This window comes from Aeromonas sp. AE23HZ002T15 (assembly GCF_054165525.2).
Genome location: NZ_CM201342.1, coordinates 4,522,017 through 4,548,925, shown reverse-complemented (window position 1 = coordinate 4,548,925; position 26,909 = coordinate 4,522,017). Strand labels below are relative to the sequence as shown.

The 26,909-nt window shown below is 59.6% G+C and carries 20 protein-coding genes; 6 read left to right on the top strand and 14 right to left on the bottom strand.

Annotated elements, in window-relative coordinates:
* The first annotated feature begins 7 nt into the window (after positions 1 to 7).
* Positions 8 to 1,645 carry an EAL domain-containing protein gene (locus tag ACT5M9_RS21200; protein ID WP_457979088.1) on the top strand — a complete coding sequence of 546 codons (1,638 nt, stop codon included), beginning with the start codon at positions 8 to 10 and terminating at the stop codon, positions 1,643 to 1,645.
* On the opposite strand, the gene ACT5M9_RS21195 is transcribed toward ACT5M9_RS21200, so the two are convergent.
* The 14 genes from ACT5M9_RS21195 to ACT5M9_RS21130 form a co-directional block, all read right to left on the bottom strand.
* Positions 1,608 to 2,102 carry a hypothetical protein gene (locus ACT5M9_RS21195; RefSeq protein ID WP_457979090.1) on the bottom strand — a complete coding sequence of 165 codons (495 nt, stop codon included), beginning with the start codon at positions 2,100 to 2,102 and terminating at the stop codon, positions 1,608 to 1,610. The two genes, ACT5M9_RS21200 and ACT5M9_RS21195, sit on opposite strands and share 38 nt — an antisense overlap.
* Before the next feature lie 166 nt (positions 2,103 to 2,268).
* A complete protein-coding gene (locus tag ACT5M9_RS21190; protein ID WP_100861710.1) occupies positions 2,269 to 2,631 on the bottom strand; it encodes a DUF2750 domain-containing protein in 363 nt (120 codons plus the stop codon).
* A 122-nt stretch (positions 2,632 to 2,753) separates the two neighbouring features.
* Positions 2,754 to 4,382 (bottom strand): methyl-accepting chemotaxis protein, encoded by a 1,629-nt coding sequence (locus ACT5M9_RS21185; RefSeq protein WP_457979091.1) that lies wholly within the window; start codon positions 4,380 to 4,382, stop codon positions 2,754 to 2,756.
* 163 nt (positions 4,383 to 4,545) lie between these two features.
* Positions 4,546 to 5,850 (bottom strand): inosine/guanosine kinase, encoded by a 1,305-nt coding sequence (locus tag ACT5M9_RS21180; protein WP_438549541.1) that lies wholly within the window; start codon positions 5,848 to 5,850, stop codon positions 4,546 to 4,548.
* 183 nt (positions 5,851 to 6,033) lie between these two features.
* Complete coding sequence (locus ACT5M9_RS21175; protein ID WP_438549542.1) at positions 6,034 to 6,429, bottom strand: MAPEG family protein; 396 nt, start codon at positions 6,427 to 6,429, stop codon at positions 6,034 to 6,036.
* A gap of 40 nt (positions 6,430 to 6,469) precedes the next feature.
* Positions 6,470 to 7,444 (bottom strand): ferrochelatase, encoded by a 975-nt coding sequence (gene hemH / locus ACT5M9_RS21170; RefSeq protein WP_457979094.1) that lies wholly within the window; start codon positions 7,442 to 7,444, stop codon positions 6,470 to 6,472.
* A 94-nt stretch (positions 7,445 to 7,538) separates the two neighbouring features.
* Positions 7,539 to 8,183, bottom strand: coding sequence for an adenylate kinase (gene adk, locus ACT5M9_RS21165; protein ID WP_457979096.1), 645 nt, complete (start codon positions 8,181 to 8,183; stop codon positions 7,539 to 7,541).
* Between the two features lie 250 nt (positions 8,184 to 8,433).
* Positions 8,434 to 10,347 carry a molecular chaperone HtpG gene (gene htpG / locus ACT5M9_RS21160; protein ID WP_457979098.1) on the bottom strand — a complete coding sequence of 638 codons (1,914 nt, stop codon included), beginning with the start codon at positions 10,345 to 10,347 and terminating at the stop codon, positions 8,434 to 8,436.
* Positions 10,348 to 10,628: 281 nt separating this feature from the next.
* A complete protein-coding gene (gene recR, locus ACT5M9_RS21155) occupies positions 10,629 to 11,228 on the bottom strand; it encodes a recombination mediator RecR (RefSeq protein WP_457979099.1) in 600 nt (199 codons plus the stop codon).
* A gap of 209 nt (positions 11,229 to 11,437) precedes the next feature.
* Positions 11,438 to 12,259, bottom strand: a complete 822-nt coding sequence (gene fdhD, locus ACT5M9_RS21150) for a formate dehydrogenase accessory sulfurtransferase FdhD (protein WP_457979101.1) — start codon at positions 12,257 to 12,259, stop codon at positions 11,438 to 11,440.
* A gap of 11 nt (positions 12,260 to 12,270) precedes the next feature.
* Complete coding sequence (locus ACT5M9_RS21145; protein WP_457979103.1) at positions 12,271 to 14,409, bottom strand: sigma 54-interacting transcriptional regulator; 2,139 nt, start codon at positions 14,407 to 14,409, stop codon at positions 12,271 to 12,273.
* Between the two features lie 332 nt (positions 14,410 to 14,741).
* Positions 14,742 to 15,002 carry a hypothetical protein gene (locus ACT5M9_RS21140; protein ID WP_457979105.1) on the bottom strand — a complete coding sequence of 87 codons (261 nt, stop codon included), beginning with the start codon at positions 15,000 to 15,002 and terminating at the stop codon, positions 14,742 to 14,744.
* Between the two features lie 218 nt (positions 15,003 to 15,220).
* Positions 15,221 to 17,365, bottom strand: coding sequence for a formate dehydrogenase subunit alpha (gene fdhF, locus ACT5M9_RS21135; RefSeq protein ID WP_457979107.1), 2,145 nt, complete (start codon positions 17,363 to 17,365; stop codon positions 15,221 to 15,223).
* A 233-nt stretch (positions 17,366 to 17,598) separates the two neighbouring features.
* Positions 17,599 to 18,183: a 4Fe-4S dicluster domain-containing protein gene (locus ACT5M9_RS21130; protein ID WP_457979108.1), complete on the bottom strand. Its 585-nt coding sequence runs from the start codon at positions 18,181 to 18,183 to the stop codon at positions 17,599 to 17,601.
* 737 nt (positions 18,184 to 18,920) lie between these two features.
* Between ACT5M9_RS21130 and ACT5M9_RS21125 the strand changes: the two genes are divergently transcribed.
* The 5 genes from ACT5M9_RS21125 to ACT5M9_RS21105 all read left to right on the top strand — a co-directional run bounded on the left by ACT5M9_RS21125 (position 18,921) and on the right by ACT5M9_RS21105 (position 26,893).
* A complete protein-coding gene (locus ACT5M9_RS21125) occupies positions 18,921 to 20,459 on the top strand; it encodes an endonuclease NucS domain-containing protein (protein ID WP_457979110.1) in 1,539 nt (512 codons plus the stop codon).
* Positions 20,460 to 21,056: 597 nt separating this feature from the next.
* Entirely contained in the window at positions 21,057 to 22,925 is a 1,869-nt protein-coding gene (gene kup / locus ACT5M9_RS21120; protein WP_457979112.1) for a low affinity potassium transporter Kup, read from the top strand.
* Positions 22,926 to 23,391: 466 nt separating this feature from the next.
* Positions 23,392 to 24,048, top strand: coding sequence for a 4Fe-4S dicluster domain-containing protein (locus ACT5M9_RS21115; protein WP_457979114.1), 657 nt, complete (start codon positions 23,392 to 23,394; stop codon positions 24,046 to 24,048).
* Complete coding sequence (gene hyfB, locus ACT5M9_RS21110; protein ID WP_457979116.1) at positions 24,048 to 25,937, top strand: hydrogenase 4 subunit B; 1,890 nt, start codon at positions 24,048 to 24,050, stop codon at positions 25,935 to 25,937. Before ACT5M9_RS21115 ends, hyfB begins: the two co-directional genes overlap by 1 nt.
* A gap of 2 nt (positions 25,938 to 25,939) precedes the next feature.
* Entirely contained in the window at positions 25,940 to 26,893 is a 954-nt protein-coding gene (locus ACT5M9_RS21105; RefSeq protein WP_457979117.1) for a respiratory chain complex I subunit 1 family protein, read from the top strand.
* Positions 26,894 to 26,909: the final 16 nt, after the last annotated feature.

Below are 26,909 nucleotides of genomic sequence, written 5' to 3'. Positions count from 1 at the left end.
TCCGCCGATGCCAAACAAGTCTGGGAAGACGCTGCTGCTGGTAGGCGCCATGGCGACCCTGCCGCTGCTGATGCTGCAGGGGGTCTTGCTGGCCCCCCCCACACCGCCGATCATCCTCCTGCTGGTCATGCTGAGCACTATGGTTGGCTTCTCCCTGTTGCTCTATCTCAGCCATCGCCTGCACAAGGCACAACAGGAGCGGCTGGAGCAGCGCTGGCTGCAGGCGCTGCAACTGCGGGATCCCGCCAGACTGGAGAGCACCCATGCCAGGCTGGCCCTGCAGCAACTGCTCGCCAGCTTCGACAACGCCGAGGAAGAGTCTCGCCGCCAGATCACCGAACTCTACACCCTGGCCACCCGGGATGAGATGACCCAGCTCGGCAATCGCCACGCCTTTCGCCGGGACCTAACCGAGTGGCTGCAGCAAGAGGAGTCCCGGACCTCCATCCTGGTGCTGATCCGCGCCACCGAACTGGGCAGGCTCAATGCCCAGTATGGTTTCCAATCCGGGGATGCCTATATCAAGGACATCGCCAATCTCATTCATCTGGTGGTCAACCGCTTCCAGGGGCAGCATGTCTATCGCATCTCGGGGTCGGACTTTGCGGTGCTGCTCCCCGCCGACGCCGAGATCCCCCCCCATCTGCTGGGGCAGGAGTTCAAGCGGGCCTTCGATCATTACCACAGAGAGCGGGAGCTGGATAACGTGGCCTATGCGGGGATCACCCAGTTCTCCCGTGGCCAGAACATCGAGGCCATCCTCTCTCGTGCCGATCTGGCCCTGGCGCGGGCCCAGACCGAAACCGTCAACGGCTGGGCCATCCAGCAGCATGATCACGCCAACCTCCATGGTCAGCAGCACTGGAAGAGCGTGCTGGATGAGCTGCTGTCACAACCGGATCGCATCAGCCTTCACTCCCAGCCGGTGCAGGCGCTCAACCGGGACATGGTGCCCTACCTGCAGGTCTTCGCCCGTTTCAGCAGCCGGGAAGGCATACAGCTGCCCACCGACACCCTGTTTGCCATGGCGCAACGGCTGGACATGCTGATGCGCCTCGAACAGATGCTGATCACCCATGTCATCCGCCACTATCGCACCTTCGACCAGCAGGCCCACCGCTGGGGCGTCAACCTCTCCAGCGCCCTGCTGCAAAACGGCGCCTTCCTGATCTGGTTCGATCACCAGTTGCAGAAGGATGGGAACATCTGTGCCAACCTGGTCTTCGCCCTGGATGAGGATCAGCTGAAACACAACCTGGCCGGCGGCAAGCGGCTGTTCGAACTGCTGCGGCGCCAGGGCAGCCGCTCCGCCATTCGCAACTTCGGCAAGGGGATGGACTCCTTCGCCCTGCTCCATGAGCTCAAACCGGACTATGTGAAGCTGGATCCCCTGCTGCTCGGCACCCTGGAGCGGGACATCACCAACCAGCAGTTCGTGCAGATGATCGTCGACATGTGCCATCGCATGGGCTGTCTGGTGATCGCGGAAGGGGTGGAAGAGGTGGCTCAGAAGGAGCTGTTGCAAGGCATGTATGCGGATGGACTACAGGGAGGGCTCATCGCCAGGCCTCAGGAGCTGAGGCCGGATGCCGGTCAGCAGGGGCTGTTTACTGGGGACGTTTCAACTTCAACAAGGTCAGTATGATGTCGTTGAGCTGACGATAGCGCTCCAGCTCCTTCTGATCGTAGCGGGTCGCCAGCATGGTCGGGTTGTGGCGATTCTTGAGGTAGCGGTTGATCTGCAGACGATTGAAGCCGGCCACCTTGTAGACCTGCCCCAGCAGCGCGTTGAGTTCCTCGTCGTCCAGCCCGGCCCTGGCCAGGTAATCGGGCTGGGCGGGGCTCTCCAGCTGGCAGCTCTGCTTGTCTATCAGACCCGTCTCCTGCAGATAGGTGAGCCACTGCTCCACATAGAGCGGCTTGCAGCCCGCCAGCAAGTTGAAATACCCCACCGCATCGCAGCGGCAGCCGTCAAGCAGCACCAGCGCCAGCTCGTCGCTGTCGCAGTTGAAGGTAACAGGCCCGCTCTGGGTCCAGTCCAGCGCCTGCACCCGGATCTCGGCCCGCGCTCCCGCCCCCGTGGTCACGTCAAAGACAAACATGGCACCTCCCGACTGGCAAAGGATTGATGATGGCCCATCCTGCCCGTCGATCCAAGCCAATTCGCCCTTTCCTTCAGATCCCGCCAGGTTCCCATAAAAAAACCGACAGCCTCGCGGCCATCGGTTCCTATTCACAACTGAGGCCAGGGCCTCAGCGTGGCCGTGCTCAGGCGTCCAGTTCCACCAGCGCCTTGGCCAGCTCGATGGGCTCGAGCTCCTGGCCTTCCAGATCCGCGTTCCAGTTCGGGCCGACCAGCACATCGTCGTCGTCCAGATCGTTGATCCAGATGTCGAGGAACTCTTCCAGCTCGATCACCTCGGGCTCGTAGTCTGCCCACTCGTCCACGCAGTGCAGACGGGCATCCCCTTCGGCGGACCAGAGCGGCATGACGTCAGCATCTTCGAACTCGGCAGAGCGGCAGACTACCCAGTCTTCACCGTAGCGCAGACCCCATACCTGACCCGACTCGCGGACTTCTTCGATAAACAGCTGGAAATTGGCGTCAAGGTTGTCAGTTAATTTGCTCATGGGATCTCTCTCTTGCTGGCAATGGCAGGCAGTCGGCCGGCGTGGCCGATAATGGGGCAGATGGTGTCCCAAAAGCCCCTCGGACTCAAGTCAAATCCCCAAAAAGGAGGGGATAAGGCCCATCAGGTACGATATTGCGCCACCAGGGCCCCCAATTCGTCGCAGGAGTGGGCCAGTTTGCCCGCCGCCTGCTCCGTCAGGCGGTTCTGGGCCAGGGCATCCGCCGCCAGGGTGGTGATGGCCACCAGCCGCTGGTTGATCTCCTCCGCCGCCTGGCTCTGCTGCGCCGCCGCCGTGGCTATCTGACTGTTCATGGCAGTAATGGAGTGCACGGATCCATCGATGGCATTGATGGCGCCATCGGCATCCCCGGCCTTGTCCGCCGTGGTACGGGAGAGCTGCTGCAACTGGGTGATCCCGTGCACGGCCTTGCCCGCCCCCTCCTGCAGTCGCTGGATCATCTGCCGGATCTCGTCGGTGGAGCTGTGGGTGCGGGTCGCCAGGGTGCGCACCTCGTCCGCCACCACCGCAAAGCCGCGCCCCTGCTCCCCGGCCCGGGCCGCCTCGATGGCGGCATTGAGCGCCAAGAGATTGGTCTGCTCGGCCACTCCCCGGATCACGTCGAGCACTGAGCCAATCTGCTGGGTCTCCTGCTCGAGCCGGCTCACCGCCTGCACCGTCTCGGCCATCTCGTCCGCCAGCTGGCTGATGGTGGCTATGGTCTGGGCCACCACCTCGCGGCCGTGCCGGGCCAGACCCAAGGCCGCATCCGCCGCCTCTGCCGCATCGGCGGCATGCTGACCCACCTCGCGACTGCTCACCGTCATCTGCTCCATGGCGCTGGCCACCCGCAAGGTGTCCTGCTCCTGGCCGGTGACGATGGCGCCGGTACGATCCACCACCTGCTCCAGCTGATGGGCCTGCTCCCGGTTCTGGGCGGCGATCTGCTGGCTGCGTCCCACCAGCTGCGCCATCTGGCTGGCAAACTGGTTGAAGTTGACCGACAGCTGATGGAGCTCATCCCGACCCCGTTCCGGCAGACGGAACCGCAAGTCCCCCTCCCCCCGCGCTATATTGCCAAGGGCCGACACCGACTGGGAGAGCGGCACCACTATGCTGCGTACGATGAGGCCGACCACCAGGAACAGCAATATGGCCAGCACGGCGCCAATCCCGAGCAGGGTGCGCAGCACCTCCTGATACTGAGCCTCGACGTCGTCCACATAGACGCCGGTGCCGATGATCCAGTCCCAGGGGGCGAAGCGCTTGACGTAGGAGATCTTGCGCACCGGCTCCTCCACCCCGGGTTTGGGCCAGTAGTAGGCAACCTCCCCCGCCCCTTTCGCCTTGGCGAGTTCGGCGAAGGCGACGAACAGCTTGAGCCCCTGTTTGTCCTCCACCCCGGAGAGATCCTGGCCATCCAGCGCCGGTTTCATGGGGTGCATCACCATGGTGGGGTGACTGTCGTTGATCCAGAAGTAGTCGTCCTGGCCGTAACGCAGCCCCTTGAGCAGCGCCAGGGCCTGGGCCTTGGCATCCGCCTCGCCCAGCTCGCCCCGCTGCACTCGCGCCTCGAACTGCGCCACCAGGCTGTAGGCGGTCTCAACCTGAGCCCGGGTTTGACGGCTCTTCTCCGCCATCAGCCCCTGCTGGTAGATCTGCAGGCAGGAAAACAGCAAGAGCCCGAGCAGGGCCAGCACCATCAGGGTCACCAGCGACAGGCGCCGGCCGATACTCCATTGTCTCAACATAAGGTCATCCCTTAACCGCTACATGCTGTTAACAAGGTATGCCGCGTCGACTCCGGCTGTCCACGACGGCGGCAACACCGCTTCCAAAAACATGATCCAGCCCCAAAATGCACGAAGACGCCCGTGGGCGCCTTCGTCTTTTAGTCTAAAAAAACCTGCGGGATCAACGCTCCCAGTACACCTCTTCCAGGCTGTCTTCCTTCTCCGGCAGGCCGCGGGAGAGGCGCGGGCTGCTCTGGGCCAGCACCTCGTAGCTGACCCGGTTCGCATACTTGCACACCTGGGCCAGGGAGGAATAAGTCAGGAATTCGGACATGTGCTTGGCGGAATTCGGCACATTCATGCGGTGATAGGCATTGGCCACCATGTCGTGCAGCACGGCGGAGAGGGCCCCGTCACCGGCGCCGTTGGTGTTCTTGATCTTCTCCGGCCCGCCCATGTAAGGGGAGATGTGGGAGTAGATGCGCGCGGGCTTGCGGCACTTGGCGCGGGCCATGGGGCGGCTGAATTCAAACATGTTGAACTCGGGGATGACGCCGGGCAGCAGGGTATGGGTGGTCTCGCGCTTGTAGTCCTCGTCGGTGTAGCTCGCCATGTAGAGACCGATGGGGCCGGCGGTGCAGAGCACCATGTCCGCCCAGTCCAGGGCCTTGTCGGCGGCGCCGAGGGGATCTTTTATCCCGGTCAGGGCCTCGGCCTCGTCTTCGTTCATCGCGAGCACGGTCACGTTCTCGGCGATGAAGTCACGCCACCACTGGGGGTTCTCGTCGATGACGAAACGGGTACCCAGGGTCAGCACTACGGGCACGCCGGCCTCGCGGGCATAGCGCACGGCGGTCATGGCCGCGTCCTTCATGGGGGTACCGTCGGCGCCGCGCACCAGATAGGCGGTGATCACCAGGGCGGAGGCCTCCTTGATGATGGCCTCGGGGATGTGCGCCACATCCAGGTGATCCATCTTGCCGGCGTTGATGCCAAAGCTGCGTTCGCCCCCTTCGGTGATGAAGGTGAAGCAGCGGCCGACCGGGCCGTCCACCGGTTGCAGGTAGTCCAGGTTGACCCGGGAGGAGGTATTGCACAGATAGCGGTAGGCGTAGCTGCCGATGCGGATGTCTTGGCTCATGACCCCGAGCAGGATGGAGTGGGAATCCGCCAGCACCGAGTAGTTGTGCATGGTGTTGCCTATGGTGCCGCCGGCAAACTCGCTCACCACCATGTTGTTGGTCTTGAGCTCTTCGTAGACCCGCTCCGCCACATCGTCGGAGATGAGCATGGAGTGGCCCTTGCTCAGGCCGTACCGGTTCAGGAAGTCTTCATCCACATGGGCTTCGATGTCCACCAGGGTCTGATCGATACCCACCACATAGGCCTTGCCCAGTTCGGTGAGCAGGGGATTTTGCGGGATCAGGGGATCACGCCTGTCGACCGGGAAGTAGTGTTTGGACTTGCGCTGACCGGGAAATTTCATGGCAATCTTCTGTGCTCTGGGGAAAAGAGGGGCGGGATTTTAACACAATCCGCCCCATCGAAAAGTCGCCCGTTTAAAATATGGGGTCAGTATAGACAAGGGCTGCAGAGGAAAACGTTTGACTCTGGCGGCATAAAAAAACCACCTCGGGGTGAGGTGGTTTTTGACAAATGGGCGGGTCAATCATCCCCCGAACGACAGCCCCTGTACCAGGGCCAGCACCGAGAAGAGGCCGAGGGAGAGCCAGAAGAAGAGGGTGCCAAACAGCCGCGGCTTGTTCGGTGCCTCTGGCAGCTGGATACCGATGGCGTGCAGGACTCGTCCCACCAGCAGCAGCGCGCCGCCGAGGTGCAACCAGAACACGCCGACCCCGGCCAGTTCACACAGGGCCATCAACAGCAGGGTGAGGGGCACGTACTCGGCGAAGTTGCCGTGGGCACGGATCGCCGCCAGCATCTCGGGCGCGTCCCCCGCCCCTATCTTCACCCTGAACTGGCGCCGGCGCTTGACCACCCAGAAGGAGAGCAGCAGGAACAGGAGCCCCAAGAGGCCTGCGTAGATCAGCGTGATATGCATCATGAAGACAATCCTTATCGTTTAACGTTGAAATCCCTGTCGATCACGCCAGCTCGCGGCAGATCAGCGACACCATCATGCGGATGTGGGCCTGATCGCTGTTGAGGGCAGGAATGTAGTGGAACTGCTCCCCCCCCGCCTCGGTGAAGAGGTGGCGGTTCTCGACCTGGATCTCCTCCAGGGTCTCGAGACAGTCGGCGGAGAACGCCGGACAGATCACATCGAGCCGCTTGACCCCCTTGCTGGCCAGCTCGGTGATGGTCGCATCCGTGTAGGGCTTGAGCCACTCCTGTTTGCCAAAGCGGGACTGGAAGCTGGCGCTCCACTGCTCGGGGGCGAGGCCCAGGGCCTCCGCCAGCAGGGTGGCGGTGCGGCGGCACTGATGACCATAGGGGTCGCCCTCGTCCTCGCTGCGCTGGGGAATGCCGTGGAAGGACATCAACAGATGCTCCCCCTGCCCCTGCTGTTCCCACTGGCGGCGTACGCTCATGGCGAGCGCCTGTATGTATTCCGGGTGGTTGTGATAGTCGCGGATGAGCCGCATTACCGGCAGGTGGCGCTCGCTCTTCATCACTCGCGCCCAGCCGTCAAACACGGCGGCCGTGGTGCTGGCGGCGTATTGGGGGTAGAGCGGCAACAGGATCACCCGGTTGACCCCCTGGGCCTTGAGGGCCTGCCAGCCATCGCTCAGAGACGGGCTGCCATAGGTCATGGAGAGCACCACGGGCACATCCACCCCTTCCCGCTTGAGCTCCTGCTCCAGCGCCGCCCGTTGGCGCTGACTGATGGCCATCAAGGGGGAACCCTCTTCGGTCCAGATCTGCTGGTAGAGTTTGGCGACCCGGGGAGCCCGCAGGGGTAGGATGACGAAATTGAGCAGGGGTGACCACAACAGGCGGGGGATCTCGACCACCCGCGGGTCGCTGAGGAACTGGCTGAGGAAGGCCCGCACGGCCGAGGCGGTCGGTGCGGTCGGGGTCCCCAGATTGACGAGCAAGATCCCGGTTTTCGTGGTCACGTTAGCGTCCTGTCGTTATTGTCGTTCTTGTTATGATGCAAGAAAGGGCCCTGGATGGACCCTTACTTCAGACTCGTTGTCGAACCGGGGCGTATCAGCCCAGGATGGCGGCCAGCTGCTGGCTCACCAGATCCACCGGCTGGGTGCCGTCGATCTTGACGTAACGGGTGTTGCCCGCTTCCGCTTCCTTGCCGTAGAAGCCGATCAGCGGTGCAGTCTGCTGATGGTACACATCCAGACGCTTGCGCACCGTGGTCTCTTCGTCGTCGGCACGGATCACCAGATCCTCGCCGGTCACGTCATCCTTGCCTTCTACCTTCGGCGGGTTGAACACCACGTGGTAGGTACGGCCGGAACCAGAGTGAACGCGGCGGCCGCTCATGCGCTTGACGATCTCTTCGTCCGGCACGTCGAACTCCAGCACGAAGTCCACAGCAACACCGGCATCCTTCATGGCTTGCGCCTGGGGGATGGTGCGCGGGAAGCCGTCCAGCAGGAAGCCGTTGGCGCAATCCGCTTGCGCGATACGTTCTTTGACCAGGCCGATGATGATGTCGTCGGAGACGAGCTGACCTGCGTCCATCACGGCCTTGGCCTTGAGGCCCAGCTCGGTGCCCGCCTTGATCGCCGCACGCAGCATGTCGCCGGTGGAGATCTGCGGAATACCGTGTTTTTCCATGATGAACTGAGCCTGAGTGCCTTTACCTGCACCCGGTGCTCCCAACAGAACAATGCGCATACACGCTCCTAATTGATTGGTTATTCAATTCTTGAGAAGGCAAAAAACTACACGGTTTCGCCCGTTTTCACAAGCTTGCCCCGTGTGAGTGGCCACATTATCACCATGTCTTTGCAGTGGCTCTACGACGAAAGGCGCAGGGGCTGCACGCAGAAAATGATTGAAAATGCAGCGAAATAGTGGTCTGGCCAGTCATGGGCAGACGCGGCTTGCCATAAAAAAGGCCCACTGTGTCAGTGGGCCAATCAGATCACGCCTGGAGTAGCAGACGGTTGATACGGGCGACGAAGCTCGCCGGATCGTTGAGACCGCCCTGCTCGGCCAACTGGGCCTGCTCGTGCAGCAGATTCACCCACTCCCCAAACAGGTTCTCGTCGCTGATGGTGTCGAGCTTCTTCACCAGGGCGTGCTCCGGGTTGAGCTCCAGGATGTACTTCTGCTCCGGTACCGGCTGGCCGGCGGCGCGCATCAGCTTGATCATCTGGGTGCTCATGCCGTGATCGTCGGTGACGATGCAGGACGGGGAATCGGTCAGGCGATGGGTGACGCGCACCTCTTTGATGGTGTCCCCCAGGCTCTGCTTGACGCGCTCAACCAAACCGGCGTTGGCCTTCTCGGCCTCCTCTTGCGCCTGCTTGGAGGCTTCGTCTTCCAGCTCGCCCAGATCCAGCTCGCCACGGGTGACGGAGACCAGCTGCTTGCCGTCGAACTCGGTCAGGTGGCTCATCAGCCACTCGTCCACCCGCTCCCACATCAGCAACACTTCGACGCCCTTCTTGCGGAAGATCTCGAGGTGCGGGCTGTTCTTGGCAGCGGCGAAGCTGTCGGCAGTGATGTAGTAAATCTTCTGCTGACCTTCCTTCATGCGGCCGACGTAGTCCTCGAGGGAGACGGTCTGGGCCTCGCCCTCACCGGCTGTGCTGGCAAAGCGCAGGAGCTTGGCGATCTCTTCGCGGTTCGCGTAATCCTCGGCCGGGCCCTCTTTCAAGACGTTGCCGAACTCGCTCCAGAACTTGGCGTACTTCTCGCCATCGTCCTTGGCCAGCTTGTTGAGCATGGTCAGCACCCGCTTGGAGCAGGCCTTGCGCAGGGAGGCGGTGACCTTGTTGTCCTGCAAAATTTCGCGGCTGACGTTGAGCGGCAAATCGTTGGAGTCCAGCACCCCTTTCACGAAACGCAGGTAGGTCGGCATAAACTGCTCGGCGTCGTCCATGATGAAGACGCGCTGCACGTACAGCTTCAGGCCGTGCTTCTGCTCGCGGTTGTAGAGATCGAAGGGGGCGCGGGCCGGGATGTAGAGCAGGCTGGTGTACTCCTGCGCCCCTTCCACCCGGTTGTGACCCCACAGGAGCGGATCTTCGAAGTCGTGGGCGACGTGCTTGTAGAACTCCTGATACTCCTCGTCCTTGATGTCCTTCGGGTTGCGGGTCCAGAGCGCTGTGGCGCGGTTGACCTGCTCCCACTCCCCCGGGGTCCCGACGATGGTTTCACCGTCCTCTTCCCGATCCGGAGTGCCCTCTTTGTACATCTCGACCGGCACAGAGATATGGTCGGAGTATTTGCTGACCACGGAGCGCAGGCGCCAGTCGTCCAGGAACTCTTCTTCCTCGGCGCGCAGGTGCAGGATGACGTCGGTACCGCGACCTTCTTTGGTCACGTCCGCCACGGTGAAGGAGCCTTCACCCTCGGATTCCCACTGCACGCCCTGGCTCGGTTCTGTGCCGGCGGCACGGGAGATCACGGTCACCTTGTCGGCGACGATGAAGGCGGAGTAGAAGCCCACCCCGAACTGACCGATCAGCTGGGAGTCTTTGCCCTGATCACCGGACAGGTGCTTGAAGAATTCGGCGGTGCCGGATTTGGCGATGGTGCCCAGGTGCTCGATCACCTGGTCACGGGTCATGCCGATGCCGTTGTCCGAGATGGTCAGGGTCTTGTTCTCTTTGTCCACCACCAGGCGCACGCGCAGCTGGCCGTCGTTTTCGAACAAAGAGGCATCGGAAAGCGCCTTGAAGCGCAGCTTGTCCGCCGCATCGGAGGCGTTGGAGATCAGCTCGCGCAGGAATACTTCTTTGTTGGAGTAGAGGCTGTGAGCCATCAGGCTCAGCAGTTGTTTGACTTCGGTTTGAAAGCCGTGGGTTTCGGCGTGAACACTTTGGGTCATCGACCAATCCTCAAAACGTCGGGTTGAACAGATTCCCAACCTAGATGGGGCTGGCCTCCCAAATATCAAGGGGCGAGTGTGCAAACTTGCACACTCGCCCCTCGTTGCAGGCTCAGCCGCCCACTTTTTGTACCATCTAACCAAACCTGTTTATGAGCCGTCGCGAGAAGCCGTCAGCAAGGTAAAGAGCAGCGCAGGAACCGGAGCGTATAAACATACGTGAGGCTTCCGAGCAGCACATGAGCCTTGATCACGGCTTCGCAGCAGGATTATGAGCAGGTTTAGATGCGTTGGCGTCCCATCAGGGAGTGAGACAGGGTAGTGCCATCCACCAGCTCCAGCTCGCCTCCCACCGGCACCCCGTGGGCGATGCGGCTCACCGCCACCCCGGCGGCCCGCGCCATGTCGGCGATATACCAGGCGGTGGCGTCCCCTTCTATGGTGGGATTGGTGGCGAGGATCAGCTCCTGAATGGACTCGTCTTTCAGACGGCGCTCCAGGATCTCCAGCCCCAGCTCCTCGGGGCCTATGCCGTCGAGCGGTGACAGATGCCCCATCAGCACGAAGTAGCGGCCGGAGAACTGGCCTGTGTGCTCGATGGCCGCCACATCCGCCGGGCTCTCCACCACGCACAGCAAACCGCTCTCTTCACGCTTGGGGTTAGCGCAGATCTCGCAGCGATCATTCTCGGTGAAGGTGCGGCAGTGACTGCAGTGACCGATTTCGGTCAGCGCCCGATTGAGCAGGGATGCCAGACGCAGGCCGCCGCTGCGCTCGCGCTCGAGCAGGGTGAACGCCATGCGCTGGGCCGACTTGGGACCGACGCCCGGCAGCACCTGCAGCGCCTTCATCATCTCATCGAGCAGGGGACTGAATTTCATGGGGATATCCTTTAAAGCCACGCCGAAGGGAGGAGCCTTGGGCTCACTTGGTGCAGCGCCACTCCTCCATCCGAACCTAATCTTGTTGGCGCAGGACTATACCCGAGCCGGCCCCCTGCGCCAATGGCCTGCAAGGCGCTGCTGGTAAAACAGGGCGACCGTGTGGGGTCGCTTTGGATGGTGCGGCTTCAAGGTAATGCCGAGTCGGATTAGTCCAGCAGGATGCGCTGGCGGCCGCAGTAGATCTCGGCCCGGCCCGGACGACAGAAGCCTGCCAGGGTGAGATTGCTCTGCTCCGCCCGCTCCACCGCCAGCTCGGTGGCAGCCGAGATGGCGAGCAGGATCTCGACCCCGGCGCTGGCGCACTTTTGCACCATCTCGAAGCTGGCGCGGCTGGTCACCAGGATGGCGCCATCGCGCCGACCACTTCGGCAAAGATGCCCCACCAATTTATCCAGCGCGATATGGCGGCCCACGTCCTCGCGAATGGCGAGGATGTTGCCCGCCAGGTCCAGGTGCACGGCGGCGTGGGTGGCACCCGTGCTCTGCCCGAGCTGCTGCAGCGGGCGCAGCGCCGCCAGCACCTTGTCGATGTGAGCGACCGGGAGGCGCTGGCTGTCCGGCAGGGGCGGCAAGCTGCGCACCACCTGCGCCAGACTCTCGCTGCCACAGATGCCGCAGCCGGTGCGCCCCGCCAGGGTGCGTTTCTTCTCTTTCAGACGATGGACGCAGCGATTGGCCAGCTCGATGTGCAGCTCTATGCCCTGACAGCCCTCGCGCTGCTCCATGTCGTGGATGTCGTGCAGGCCGTCGATGATCCCCTCGGAGAGCGAAAAGCCGATGGCAAAGTCCTCCAGATCGGTGGCACTGCACATCATCACGCTGTGGGCTATGCCGTTGTAGACCAGCGCCACCGGGGTCTCGGCGGGTAGCAGCATGGCACTGTCGGTGGTGACGCCGGCGTTCTGGTAATGCACCACCTCGCGATGGCTGCTCACGGGGTGCAAGGGGCAATCCTGCTCTGACAACATCTTGTCTGCCTTTAGTCGAGAGTCCGGGGGGCTTTCGCCGAGATGCCGAGGCGCTTCATCTTGGAGAGCAAGGTAGTGCGCTTCATGCCGAGGCGCTGGGCGGCGCCCCGCTCCCCCGCGACGATACCGTTGCACGCCTCCAGCGCCCTGATGATGCTGGTCCGCTCATCCTCTCCTTGCGAGTCGTCAGGGGAGATCGCCTCCCGCTCGGGCGCCTTGAACAGCGCCTTGGCGGGCTCGTCATAGACCAGGGTCTCTATCTTGTGAAAGCCCTTGAGGGGCAAGAGCTCGTCCGGGGAGAGGTTCAGCACCTGACCCCGGGTCATCACCACGGCCCGCTCTATGATGTTCTCGAGCTCGCGGATATTGCCGTACCAGGGCAAGGATACCAGCATCTTCATGGCATCGGCCGGGATGGAGGTGATGCTGCGGCGCATCCGCTTGGCGATCTTCTTGATGAAGAAGTTGACCAAAAGCGGTATGTCCTCGCGGCGCTCGCGCAGGGGCGGCAGCTCGATGGGAAAGACGTTGAGGCGGTAGTAGAGATCGCTTCGAAAGCGCTTGTTCTTGACCATGGAGAGCAGATCGCAGTTGGTGGCCGCCACCAGCCGCACGTCGATGGGGATGGGGGTGCTGTTGCCGACCCGCTCCAGCTCGTGCTCCTGCAATACCCGCAAGAGCTTGGGCTGCAGATCCAGCGGCATGTCCCCCACTTCATCCAGGAACAGGGTGCCCTTGTGGGCCCGCTCGAAGCGGCCGATGCGCTGACTCAGGGCGCCGGTGAAGGCCCCCTTCTCGTGGCCAAACAGATCGCTCTCGATGAGGCCGGTGGGAATGGCGGCACAATTCACCTTCACCAGCTCCTGCTCGCTGCGGGCGCTGAGTTGGTGGATGGCCCGGGCGATCAGCTCCTTGCCGGTCCCCGTCTCCCCCAAAATCAGCACCGAGCAGTCGCTCTGGGCCACCAGTTTCACCTTCTCCAGCACGCTTGCCATGGCCTCGCTCTGATAGATGATGCTGGGAAAATCCTCGCCGGGCGGGTTGTCCGCCACTCGTATGGTTTTGTCGCGGGCGCCGTTGGTGTTGGAGATCTCCTGCTGCGCCTGCACGTTGTTCATGGCGATCGCCGTGCGCGCCGCCACCTGTTCGAGCAAGGAGATATCGAGATCGGCGAAGAAATCCGCCGTCGGGTGAGAGAGGATCAGGACCCCCAAGAGGCTGCCGCGATAGCGCAGGGGCAGGATGCAGGAGCTGTTCGCATCGGGGGGCAGGATCTGGCTGGTGAAGCGGCAACCCGAGTTGCAGCCGTGGCCCTGCTCGCGGTAGACGAAGAAGGGCTCGCTGTGATTGAGGGCCCCCTGCAGGCAGTTCTTCTCGAAGCAGGAGTGGTTGATGATGCCGGGTTGATCGCTCTCGCGCTGGTTCACCAGATAGCTCTTGAAGCTGTCGGAGGTGGCATTGTACTCCGCCAGACAGAGGCTGCCGATGGCGAAATGGTGCTGCAAGATGGCAAACAGGCTCTTGGGGAGCTCGGCGATGCGCACCAGCTTTATCACCGCATTGGTGACGTCCACCAGGATCTTGCAGCTGTCGCGCTCGAGGCGCAGGGAGTTCGCCTGCTCCAGGGTGCGCTCCTTGTCCAGCACGTTCTCGAGCGCGATGGCGACGATGGCGGCGAGCTGGGTCAGCTTGGCCAGAGTCTCCATCGGGAAGGCGCTCGCCTGGGTGCTGATAAACTCTATGCCCCCCAGGTGGCTGCGGGCCGTGGTGATGGGCAACTGGCAATAGGATTGCAGGTCATCATACACAGGGGTGCTGGCGAGCTTGGCGCAGCGATTCACGAAGCGCGCCGCCGGCAGGACGATGGCCTGCTCCTTAGGGGAGCGGTCGGAAAGATGCAGATCCCCCCGCTGGCAGACGAGGTGCGCCGGTCCCTGCTCCCCCATGAAGTAGAAGGCCGCCTCCTCCGCTCCCAGATTCAGGATGAGGTTGACCCGGCTCACCCCGTCGAAGCAGGCCTCGATGCGGTTGAGCTTGGTGATGAAGCCATCCAGGGTGACGGCGGAGAGCAGGGTCTTGGAGAGGGAGAGAAAACCGTCATCCCAGATGGGAGAGATATCGGTCAACGGGATGGCACTCACATTCAGCATTCAGGCCTCGCGTGATTTTGGTGTGGGGCAATTAGCAGGCACATTGCCATCGGCAACGGCGATTAGCGGAGCATCATCCAATTCCGTCAGTTGTTATAATTAAGACTTAATGAATTAACACTTAATTATAAAAACAAACATTCACTGAAATAGCCTTTTGCTGGTGCAGCGCATAATAGAGCAGGCCCTTTGGCATTACAACCTGACAATTATTCACGTTCCGTCATCTCATATTTATTGTGCGGCCTGAATATATCGTCATTATCGCCACCGTTGGCCGCTCATTGCACCCCGATAAGCCGCCGATATGCCCTTTGCCCGCTGTCGCACCCTCAGGAAATATGCAGCTGATAGCGATGCAGCTTGAGGCCGCCGAAGATGAACGCCGCCGACAGCAGCTGGAAGGCCACCAATAACCCACTGATATTGTCGGCTATTTCTGCCGATACCACCTGATGGGTCAGGTAGATGACGAGGGTGCAGAGCCCCAGCAGCAGGACGTTCACCAGGGTGGTGGAGAGGAAGGCGATGAGCCAGGCCACCTGCACGCTCAGGGCCGCCAGCACGGCGCCCATGGCCAGACGCGCGGCCATAAAACAACCGAAGAAACCAAAGCCCAGCAGAAATATCAATTCGTCCTGCCATAAATAGCAGCCGACGCCCAATAGCATCGCTAGGAAATAAGCCGATACGTAACAGATACCGAAGGATACATTTAATGCTTTGTTCATGAGAAAGCCTCCCACCGAAAAAAGGATGAGGGGATCCGGGCCCTGATAACAGGGCCTGGATCCGCTTGATTTAATGGCAATTACCCCTTGGCGGCGCTGCGCAATTTCGCCTTGAGCGCGCTGTATTCGGTCTGGACATAATTCTCCGCCTCAGACTGATTATCAATTCGCTCAATTTTCACCGCGCAGTACTTGTATTCCGGGGTGTAGGAGACGGGGTCCACGTGCTCTATGGTGAGCTCGTTACAGGCCCCTATCCACCACTGGTAGGTCATATAGACCACCCCGGCGTTGACCCGCTCGTTGTAGTTCGCCCGGGTGATCACCTTGCCGCGCCGGGACGAGATCCAGACCAGCGCCTGATCCTTCACCCCGAGTTTTTGCGCATCGCTCGGGTGGATCTGCACATAGCCTGGCTCATCGGCCAGGGTCTGCAGCGCAGAGCAGTTGCCTGTCATGGAGCGGCAGGAGTAGTGACCCACCTCCCGCACGGTGGAGAGCACCAGCGGGTAATTCTCGTCCGGCTGCTCCAGGGGTGGCCGCCACTCGGAGGCGATCAGCTGCCCCTTGCCACTCGGGGTGGTGAACACATTGCCCTCGAACAAGGTGCTGGTGCCCGGGTGATCCTCGGTCGGGCAAGGCCACTGCACGCTCTTGAGATCCGCCATCTTGTCGTAGCTGACCCCGGCATAGAGCGGGCAAAGCCCACGCATCTCATCCCAGATCTGATGGGTGTCCCGATATTCCATGGGATAACCCATGGCGGTCGCCATCAGGGAGAAGATGGCCCAGTCCGGTTTCACGTTATCCGGCGGGGTCACCGCCTTGTAGAAGCGCTGGAAGCCGCGATCCGCCGAGCTGTAGACCCCCTCGTGCTCGCCCCAACTGGTGGCGGGCAGGATCACATCCGCCATCTCGGCGGTCTGGGTCATGAAGATGTCCTGTACGATGACCAGATCCATGCCCCCCAGGGTGCGCCTGAACTGGGCGAGATCCGCTTCCGTCTGGGCCGGATCTTCACCGAAGATGTAGAAGGCCTTGCACTTGCCCTCCTCCACCTTGTGGCTGAGCTCGGTCAGGCGATAACCCGGTTTCTGGGAGAGCGTCTCCACGCCCCAGGCCTTGGCAAACTTGGCGCTGATGGCGGGATCGGCCACAGACTGATAGCCCGGGAACTGATGGGGCAGCATCCCCATGTCGCAGGTGCCCTGCACGTTGTTCTGACCGCGCACCGGGCCGCAGCCGGTGCCGCGCCGACCGAAGTTGCCGGTGAGCAGCGCCAGCCCCGCGAGGCCCTTGACCACGTCCACCGCCTGACCGTACTGGGTCACCCCCATGCCCCACAGGATCATGGAGGCCGGCGACGCCGCATAGGTGCGGATGGCGGCGCGGATATCCGCGGCCTTGAGGCCGGTGATCCCTTCCACGTATTCCGGGGTGTACCTGGCCACCAGCGCCTTGTAGGTCTCAAAGCCCTCGGTGTAGTTGGCGACGAACTCCTTGTTGTAGAGGTTTTCGGCGATCAGCACGTTGCCAAAAGCATTGACCAGCGCCATGTTGGAGCCGTTTTTCAGCGGCAACCACTGATCGGCGATGCGGGCGGTCTCCACCATGCGCGGATCGCAGACGATCACCTTGGCCCCGTTCGCCTTCGCCTTGAGGATGTGACGCGCCACTATGGGGTGGGAGTCGGCCGCGTTGTAACCAAACACCAGCAGGCATTGGGTCTCTTGAATTTCAGGAATGGCGTTGCTCATGGCGCCGTTGCCTACTGTTGTCTCCAGACCGGAGACTGAGGGTGCGTGTCACACCCTCGCGCAGTGATCGACGTTGTTCGTCCCCAGCACGGCGCGGGCAAATTTTTGCATCACATAGTTGGCTTCGTTGCCGGGGCCGCGGGCCGAGCCCGTAGTCATGATGGAATCGGCTCCGTATTTCGCCTTGATGGCCGACAAGCGGCTGCTGGCAAAGCCAATGGCCTCGTCCCAGGAGACGGCTTCGAGCTTGCCACCGCGCTCGCGGCGGATCATCGGGCTCTTGAGGCGCGGAGTCAGCAGGTTGGTGTCGTTCAGAAAATCCCAACCGTAGTAGCCCTTGAGGCAGAGCTGCCCCTCGTTGGTGCGGCCGTGGGCGCCTTCTGCCCCCACCACCTTGTCGTTATCAACCAGCAGGTTGATCTTGCAACCGGTGCCGCAATAGGGGCAGACGGTAATGACCTTTTTCATGACTCACACTCTTGTTGGTTAACGATAAATGGTTGGATTGGTTGTGTTATGGCTCTCTGGCAGTGCCTATGACGAGAAAAAGTCACATCAAGCAGAGAAAAACACTGCACCATCACGACCCCAGTCGGCGGGTCGGCATCCTGGTCAGCGCCGGGACCGCGACTTGCGGCTAATGTCCACGCTCAATGCCCTGGACACAAACTGGCACGCCGTCGCCCGCTGCCAGGGCGCCACTAACCCGCCAGCATGGCCTCGGCGCTGGCCAGCTGCTTCTGCCGGTTGATGGTCGCCAGAGTCTCCGGGGTCACCAGACGCAGCGCCTGGGTCGGGCACACCTCGACGCAGGCCGGGCCCGCCTCGCGGTGACGGCAGAGATCGCACTTCAAGGCTTGCGCCTTGCATTGGGGGCGCTTGAACAGCGCATCGGCCGCCGGCGCCACCTCTTGCACCACCACCGCCATGGCGCCGTAGGGGCAAGCCACCACGCAGGATTTGCAACCGATGCAGCGCGCCTGATAGACCTTGACGTGACCATCCTCGGTGACGATGGCGTTATTGGGGCAGGCCTTGGCGCAGGGCTTGTCCTCGCATTGGCGGCAGAGCACCGGGGTGGTCACCTTGCTGCCGACGATGACCTTGAGACGCGGCTGATAATAGCTGTTCTTGGAGACCAGGTGCCCCTCTTCGATGGCGAGATGCAAGCCGCTGTCTCGCTCGACGGTGCCGCTCGCGGCGGACTGGTGTGACACGGCGCAGGCCACCTCACAGGTACGACACCCAATGCAGAGACTGGGATCGGCAATCACAAAGCTGTTCATAGGGAGGGATCCTAAATGGTTCTATGCCACCGCCCGGATCGCCCAAGGACCCGGCCGGTTATCCCACTAGGCATGAATCAGACCAAACCGGCCTCCCTTCTCGATAAAAGTCACAAGCCACTGAAAATAAAGGATTAACCAGATTTTCCTGTCGGCGAGTATGAACCGGTGACGATGACGACAGCAGCCCACCCACACCCTCGACACGACAAAAGTGACGAGCTCGACACCCCGGTGACAATCCCCTGCCCCATCGAACAGGCCGACCTCTCGACGACATATCGACGACGCATTGATGGCATGGCGGCCACGGGGCGCAAGGCAGCACCGACAGGCCCTAGAGGGAGCAAATTAGGGGTAAAATTGTTTAGTTTTTCCATTTGAAATGTGCGAGCCGTAAAGAAAAACAGAACAAAAAGGCCCCTTATTGACCCATTTGTTGAGCCAGATCCGGTTTCTAACGCCTTTCGCTACTGTTTTTTATCTAATGAAATAAAATGTCTCACATGACAACCTATCTCTAAGATGTCATTTTCATGACATAAATAAAATAGACCGCTTGGGCCAATAGCAGCAAACGATAACGTAACTAACTTATCTGTAGATATTCATCGATTTACAATGTAACAATCACTTTAAATTTAGCTTAATCAAAAGCATGCATCTAAACATTATATATTAGACACTTTCAACTACTCTCTTAGATGGTGTAAAACATAAATTATGGAGTTAATAAATTGACTATATGCGAGAACACTATTAGAGATAAACTTGCTGAGAATTTAAAGATTCTGGAACCCGGGCTTATATTCATTGCTAAAGAATTCAATCTAAATAATAATTTCGGCACTAATGGACGTGTTGATATACTAGCTAAAGACGAATTCAATAATTATGTTGTAATTGAATTAAAGCGCAGTGACCAAGCGGCTAGACAGGGAATACATGAACTATTTAAATATTTGTCAATTTTAAGCTCCCAACTTGGGGTTAGCCAAAATTCAATTCGAGCAATTCTTGTTTCGACTACATGGCATGAATTAAGAGTCCCATTCACAGAATATTTAAAAATCACACCATATCCTACTAAAGGAATTCAGATATCTATTGATGAGCAAGGAAAGCCTATTTCATCAAAAGAAATTTCATTGGCGCCGGAGCATCTTCCATTACACGTATCCCCTATACAGATGATATATTTGTATAAGAATCCATCTAAAAGAGACTCTAGTTTTTCAAAAATCTCTAGTGCATTAAAATCTATTGGAGTAAATGATCATTTTTTAATTTCCTGTGACTATCATGGAAATGAACGTTCTGTTATATATCCACATGCTGTTTATTTTGTTTTTTCCTCACCATTGTTAACTGCCGATGAAAATGAAATTATAAAAATAAAAGAAAAAATTGACTGGGATAATGACCTTGATAATCCAGATGATAATTTCGTATCTGCAATCCCTTACTCTATGTTTTCATACGATGATATGGAAATAGGGTACCCTGAGAAACTTAGAGTAATCGGTTATGATTGGCAATTAGTGGTAGCGAATCGAAGTGGTCGATTTTATGACAACTATAAAATCATGTCAGACGAAGATTTAATTAGAGACGCTATGTATATTGAAGGCGGCTCATCTCATTACTTAATTAAAATGACATCACCACAATTCCCTGCTCAATGGTCAGAGTTTACTGATGACTTGAGTTCTATTACGGAGGGAAATAGTTACTGGTCCGGTATCATACCTAAATTAATGGATGGTATTAAAAGCCGAGATCTAAAAGCCAAAGTTTCTTGTTATATTTACAGTTTATCAAACACTCCAGTTACATTATATGGCATTGCTTTAGAACGAACTGATTATGTACCAACGTTCCAACTAGTAAGTAAAGAGAACAATGGGATTCGATATGTTGTCAGTATATTCAATTGGAATGGGGAAAATATTAGATTAAGTCCGAGTGAGTTTATTACTATCACATATGGCTCTGAGCTGCGTTGGATGACACATCAGCACTTCAATGAAACGTTCAAATTTGATGATGTTGCAATGAAAAATGTAAATATTGAATACCCACTTTTTGAGGTTTGGGCACAAGAAAATGGAACTATTGAAATATCGTTACTCATGTTAAACAAGAAAGGTGAACTTCGAAGGGTTAAAGTTCCACTTGTGCCAGAAAGCAATATATATAACTACAGGAAACATAATCTACAGTTCATGTGTGATTATGCAATTTTCATGTCAGAAACTGGTCTAAAATTACAATGATGTTTTGACCAAAGATGAGTTGCCATATATAAAAGTAATAGAGGAATAACTTGATGGATTATGCTATCTCAAAGGATTTTATTAGTGATTGAACTCATCTAAATTATTAATTTTTTTCTTTTTAGTGGCTGCCTTAACCGACAGTCACTTCTTTTCCCATCTCAGCGCCCTCAAACAGAGACTCCATCGCTACCCAATTCCAACCTTCTTCGCAACACAGCGGGATAATTTATTGGTCAGCATTTTATCGTTTATTTCTTGGCCAGCTTGAGGGAAAGCTCTGGCCAAAATGGATAGCCAGCTAAAACAATCACTTGCCTACTTCCCAGCGCCTTGTTTTAATCGGCGGCCAATTAATAAGCTCACTCGAAATGGCATTTTGATTATTTAAACCAGCACCTATTCCCACAAACTCTGTGTCATCATGAGCTGAATCGCAGATGAACAGACTGTGTCCATGATGAGCCTATTCCTTCTATCAAGTTAATGTCCCTTCCCAGATTCTTGAATACCCTCCCGAACGACTGTCGGTGAACGTCCGATAGCGCGGGGCCCCTGCGTTGGCAGCTGCCAGCGGCACTCTGACAAGACAATTTTATGAACTGCACTAACAAACCCGCCCTCTCCGGCGTGACGCTTGCGGCGATCGGCGTGGTCTATGGCGATATCGGCACCAGCCCGCTCTATACCCTGCGCGAGTGCCTTTCCGGCCAGTTTGGCTTCGGGGTCGAGCCCGCCTCCATCCTGGGCTTTCTCTCCCTGATCTTCTGGCTGCTGATCCTGGTGGTCTCGCTCAAGTACCTCTCCTTCGTGATGCGGGTGGACAACGCAGGGGAAGGGGGCATCTTGACCCTGATGTCGCTGGCGACCCGCAACAGCTCGGAGAAATGGGCCCCGGCGCTTATTATCCTGGGGCTCATTGGCGGCAGCTTCTTCTACGGGGAGGTGGTGATCACCCCCGCCATGTCGGTGATGTCGGCCATCGAGGGGCTAAAAATTGTGGCGCCCTCCCTCGACGCCTACATAGTGCCGCTCTCCGTGCTGGTATTGACTCTGCTGTTTGCCATTCAAAAGCATGGCACCGCCACCGTGGGCAAGCTGTTTGCCCCCATCATGCTGCTCTGGTTTTTGACCCTGGCGGCTTTGGGCCTTCGCAGCATCTTCCAGAACCCCGAGGTGCTGGGGGCGCTCAACCCCGTCTGGGCGCTGCGCTTCTTTATGGAATATCAGCTCACCTCCTTCTTTGCCCTCGGCGCCGTGGTGCTGGCCATCACAGGGGTGGAGGCGCTTTACGCCGACATGGGTCACTTTGGCAAGCTCCCCATCCAGCGCGCCTGGTTTATGGTGGTGCTACCCTCCTTGGTGCTCAACTACTTCGGCCAGGGCGCCCTGCTGCTGCGAAGCCCGGAGGCCATCGCCAACCCCTTCTTCCTGCTCGCCCCCCAATGGGCGCTGCTACCGCTCTTGCTGCTGGCGACCCTGGCCACTGTGATTGCCTCCCAGGCGGTGATCTCCGGGGTCTTCTCCCTGACCCGGCAGGCGGTGCGTCTCGGTTATCTCTCCCCCATCCGCATCGTGCACACCTCGGAGCAGGAGTCGGGCCAGATCTATATTCCGGTCATCAACTGGATGCTCTATGTGTCCGTGGTGATCGTGATTATGAGCTTCGAGCACTCCAGCAATCTGGCGGCGGCTTATGGCATCGCCGTGACCGGCACCATGGTGCTGACCACCATCCTCTCGTGTTCGGTGGCCAAGAACAGCTGGCACTGGAACAAGTACCTGGTGGCCGGCCTGCTCGCCCTGCTGCTCGCCATCGACGTGCCGCTGTTTGCTGCTAACCTCGCCAAGATCGTCTCCGGCGGCTGGCTGCCGCTGACCCTGGGAGCCGTGATGTTCACCATCATGACCAGCTGGAAGAGCGAACGCTTCCAGCTTATTCGCCGCCTGAACGAGCACGGCAACTCGCTGGATCCCATGATCGCGTCCCTGGAAAAATCCCCCCCGACCCGAGTGGCGGGTACTGCCGTCTATATGTCGCGGGTGATCAACGTGATCCCCCATGCGCTCTTGCATAACCTCAAGCACAACAAGGTGCTGCACGAGCGGATCATACTGCTGACCCTGAAGGTGGAAGATGCACCCTACGTCCACAACGTGCGCCGGGTCTGCATCGAGCAGCTCTCCCCCACCTTCTGGCGGGTGGTGGCGAGTTACGGCTGGCGCGAGACCCCGAACGTGGAGGAGATCTTCCATCGCTGCAACGCAGAAGGCTTGAGCTGCCGCATGATGGAGACCTCCTTCTTCATGGCCCACGAGTCCCTCATCATGCGAGAGCGCCCCTGGTATCTCTATCTGCGCGGCAAGCTGTTTATGCTGCTGCAGCGCAACGCCCTGCGCGCGCCGGATCAGTTCGAGATCCCGCCCAACCGGGTGATCGAGCTCGGCTCGCAAGTGGATATCTGATGGCGTGAATACCGCCAGATAGAAAGAGGGAGGCATAGGCCTCCCTCTTTTTTTGTCGTTAACTATGGGCGAGGACGATACCGCCCCTCATCCCCAACCCTTCTCCCACGAGGGGAGAAGGGAGCGGACCGTTGATATCGCAAGATTGATGGTTCCAGCCGCCACGCCTTGCATGCAGATATTGCGTGAGGGGTGCAATTCACGTCATTCATTACGCCCGACTAATTCCACCGACTTCCCCCTATCCACACCGCTTTTCCAAGGTGACGATCCCTCTCCCGCCCTTCGTCACTAGTGACGAACGTCACGGTTCGACATCCAATCACTCCTTCGTCACGGCTCACCACTCAAATTTAAACTGAGTTAAAACAGCCACTTGAACTCATTCTCATAGACCAACTCGATTTGGCCCGCATTTTGCCAACCTGCCCCTACTTTCTCCGTTCGCGACACGACAAGGTAGGCTATGAACCGCTTCGTTATCGCTGATCCCAAACTTTGTATCGGTTGTGGCACCTGTATGGCCGCCTGCAGCACGGTTCACAAGGCCAAGGGTTTGCAACAGGCCCCCCGATTAACCGTCATGCGACATGAGCAGGCGACCATGCCGGTTCAGTGCCGTCACTGTGAAGACGCCCCCTGCATCAAGGTCTGCCCGGTCGAGGCCATTGCCCAGACCGAGGATGCGGTGCAACTCAACGAATCCCTGTGCATCGGCTGCAACCTGTGCGCCGTGGCCTGCCCGTTCGGCGCCATCCAGAGCGGTGGCAGCCGGCCGGTGGCCATGTCCAACAGCTACGACACCTATATCCCTTGCAGCATTCGCTCCAGCAACCCGTCTACCTCGGCCGGTCTCAGCACCTTTGGCTCGGATTTGCTGAGCTGGGAGCCCGGGGTGCGCGCCATCGCGGTCAAATGCGATCTCTGCGCCTTTCGCGAAGAAGGTCCGGCCTGCATCGAGGCCTGCCCCTCCCAGGCACTGACTCTGGTCAACGACAGTGTCTGTGCCAACGCCGCCCGCGATCGCCGCCTGCAAGCAGCCAGCACCCATCCCGAGCTGGCTTCGAGCTTTGCCACCTCTTGTTCGGCCAAGGCCGCCACGACCCGACAGGGAGAATGCTGATGTTGCCTTCATGGATCCCGGGCATCTTGCTGCTCTTCTTGCTGGGTGCCGCCGCCGGCCTATTGCTGCAAAAACAGGCGCCGCTCGCCAATCGCCTCAATAGCGGCTTCGCCCTGCTGGGCTCCTTGGCCGGTGTGGTGGTTGCCGTTCAAGCCCTCGCCTCCAGTGAGACGCTTGACGGCCAGCTCTGGCTGCTGGGCTCGGTGCACCTCGATATGCTCGCCGCCCTGATGCTGCTGGTAATCACCCTGGTTGGCGCCGCCGTATCCCTCTATTCCTTTGCCTACATCAAGGAGTACCAGGGCAAGGGGGATGTCAGCATTGGTGTGTTGATGAACCTCTTCCTGTTCGCCATGGTGGGCATGGTGCTGGCCGACAATGCGCTCGGCTGCCTACTCTGCTACGAGCTGGTGACCCTCACCAGCTACTGGCTGGTCAAACAGAATCCTGATGCCACCAAGCAGAGCCGGCTGTATCTGGTGATGAACCATATCGGCATGGTGCTGGTGCTCATCGCCTTCTGGCTGCTCTGCCGTGAGAGCGGCAGTCTGGAGTTCAGCATACTGCGTGAGCAGCACCTAACCGGGGCGCTCGCCTCGCTGGTGTTCCTGCTCAGCTTCTGCGGCTTTGGCCTGCGCGCCGGTTTCGTGCCCTTGCACGGCTGGCTGCCGGTGGCCGAGCCCGTCGCCCCTTCCCATATCTCGGCGCTGATGTCCGGGGTCATGGTGAAGCTCGGTCTATTCGGTATTCTGCGGGTCGCCATCGACTTTCTCGGCGCCAACCAGCTCTGGTGGGGCTATATGGTGCTGATCTTCGGCGTCTGCTCGGCGGTGCTCGGGGTGCTGTTTGCGCTGGCCGAACATGACCTCAAGCGGCTGCTCGCCTACCACACGGTGGAGAACATCGGCATAATCCTGATGGGGATGGGGATCGGCATGATTGGCCTCGCCAACCAGCAACCGACCCTGGTGGTGCTGGGGCTACTCGGGGCGCTCTATCACCTGCTCAACCACGCCATCTTCAAGAGCCTGCTGTTTATGGGCACGGGCTCGGTCATGTTCCGCCTGCATACCCGCGATATGGACAAGATGGGGGGCCTCGCCAAGCTGATGCCCTGGACGGCGCTGGCGTTTCTCATCGGCGCCATGGCCATCTCGGCCCTGCCACCGCTCAACGGCTTCGTGAGCGAGTGGTTCATCTATCAGGCCCTGCTCTCCATGACCAAGCTCGGCACCTCGGTCGTTGCCCCGCTCGCCGTGGTGATGCTGGCGGTGACCGGCGCCATGGCGGTGATGTGCTTCGTCAAGGTCTACGGCATCTGCTTCTGCGGCGCCCCGCGAAGCGAGAAGGCAAGCCAGGCCCGCGAAGTGCCGCGCTCCATGGTGGTGGGCACTATGCTGCTGGCCGCCGTCTGTCTGGTGCTGGGTCTCGGCGCCCCCTGGATTGCCCCCCTGGTCAACGGTTACGGTCAGGCCCTTGTCGCCGCTCACTTGGCAAGTTCAGTGGCCAGCACTGTGGCAACCGGCGCAACCCTGCTGCCGCTCGATAGCAGTCAGGCCGTCCTCTCCCCGCCCGTGATTGCCATTACTTTGATTGGTCTCTTCCTGATCCCATTGCTCTTGCTCGCCCTGTTCAAGGGACCCAAGCTCGGTCGCCGCCACGCCGGCACCCCCTGGGCCTGTGGCTACGCCTACGAGGAGCGCATGAGCCTCACCTCAGGCGGCGTCACCCATACCCTGCGCCGGCTGTGCGCGCCGCTCTATCGGCAGCAGCCACGCCTCGATGTGGCAACCCCGCTCCAGGGGGTGAGTGAATCGCCGTCCATCGCTGGCTGGCTGCTTCATGGCCTGGTGCTGGCGCTCTTTATCCTGATGGCCGTAGGAGTCTGATCATGCCCGTTCTCGAAATGCCAAGCTGGGGCATGGTCGCCCTCGCCCTCACCCAGGCTCTCGCCATGCTGGCGCTGGCGCCGCTCGCCACCGGTTTTAACCGTGTGCTGCGCGCCAAGATGCACTCACGCCAGGGACCGGGCCTGCTGCAGGATTACCGGGATATCGGCAAACTGCTGCGCCGCCAGGAAGTGACGCCAGAGCCCGCCGGCATCCTCTTCAACCTGACGCCCTCCCTGCTCATCGCCACCCTGCTGCTGGTGGCCATGGCCCTGCCGACCCTGACTCACGAGTCTCCCTTCCCCATCGCCGGGGATCTCATCACCGATATCTATCTGTTCGCCATCTTCCGCTTCTTCTTCGCCCTCACCGGGCTCGACAGCGGCAGCATGTTTGCCGGCATCGGCGCTCGCCGGGAGCTGACCCTCGGCATCCTGGTCGAGCCCATCCTGGTGCTGGCCTGCTTCATCATGGCGATGATGGTGGGCAGCTCGGATCTCGGCAACATCAGCACCTATGTGGCGACCCAGCCGCTGGCCGCCCCCGTGGCGACCCTGCTGGCGGGGGCCGCCTGCGCCTTCGCGGTCTTTGTGGAGATGGGCAAGCTGCCCTTTGACTGCGCCGAAGCCGAACAGGAGTTGCAGGAAGGGCCGCTGACCGAATACTCGGGCGCTGGGCTCGCCCTGTTCAAGCTCGGCATCGGCCTCAAGCAGCTTGTCGTTGTGCAGCTGTTCCTCGTGATCTTCCTGCCCTTTGGCAAGGCGGCGAGCTGGAGCCTGCCGGCGCTCGCCATGGCTGCGCTCATCCTGCTGTGCAAGCTGGTAGTGGCCTTTGCCCTCGCCGGCATCATCGAAAACGCCATGGCCCGCACCCAGTTTGTGCACACCCACCGGCTGACCCGCTATGGCCTGGGGCTGGCCTTGCTGGCCCTGCTCGCCTATCTGGTCGGGGTATGAGTCATGCCCGCCTTCA